Consider the following 687-nt stretch of genomic DNA (forward strand, 5'->3'; position numbering starts at 1 on the left):
AGGAATAGTCGGTGACAGACATGTCCTAAAACGTTTGGCAACTTCTTTTAAAACTCTGTCACCAATCGAATGACCCAATGTATCATTAATGGTCTTAAAGCGATTTAAATCAATATACAGGAGCCCGAACTTATCCTGTGTTTTTTGTGCACGCTTAATGGATCTATCTAATTCTTGTTGGAAGAATATACGATTTCCAATCTCCGTCACCGTATCATGGAATGCAAGATAATTTATCTCATCCTGTTGTTGTTTCATCCTCGTTATGTCTTTTACCATTACATAACTCCCAAAGGTTTGTCCTTCTATCATAATAGGAACTATAGTGACATACCAAAAGAGGATATCCTTCTCATTGTTATTTTTCACACGTAACTGTAACGAAGATGAACTACATCGTTTCCCTTTCTTTATAGCCGATTCCAATTCAGATTTATCTTCATCTAAAAAAATAGAGAAGCACTCTTTCCCTATTAATGCAGCACTTTCTTTTCCTAATAACATACTTCCAGCCTGGTTTATATTTAATACGATACCATTTGAATCAATCGTTAAAATAGGATCTGGATGATACTCATATAAAGACTTAAATCTCTCTTGATTTTTTACCAAATCATTAGATTTGTTTATTAAATCCCGTGTTCTTTGAGTTACTGTTTGTTCTAATTGATTATTAAACACTTTTAA

At 33.2% G+C, this 687-nt stretch carries 1 protein-coding gene; it reads right to left on the reverse strand.

Annotated features, from left to right (window positions below):
• Positions 1 to 687: GGDEF domain-containing protein (locus tag RT27_RS32115; protein ID WP_043939484.1), on the reverse strand; the 687-nt coding region annotated here is incomplete at both ends.

The sequence above is a fragment of the Bacillus sp. L_1B0_5 genome, from assembly GCF_000836715.1.
In the GTDB taxonomy this organism is placed as follows: Bacteria; Bacillota; Bacilli; order Bacillales; family Bacillaceae_G; genus Bacillus_A; species Bacillus_A thuringiensis_S.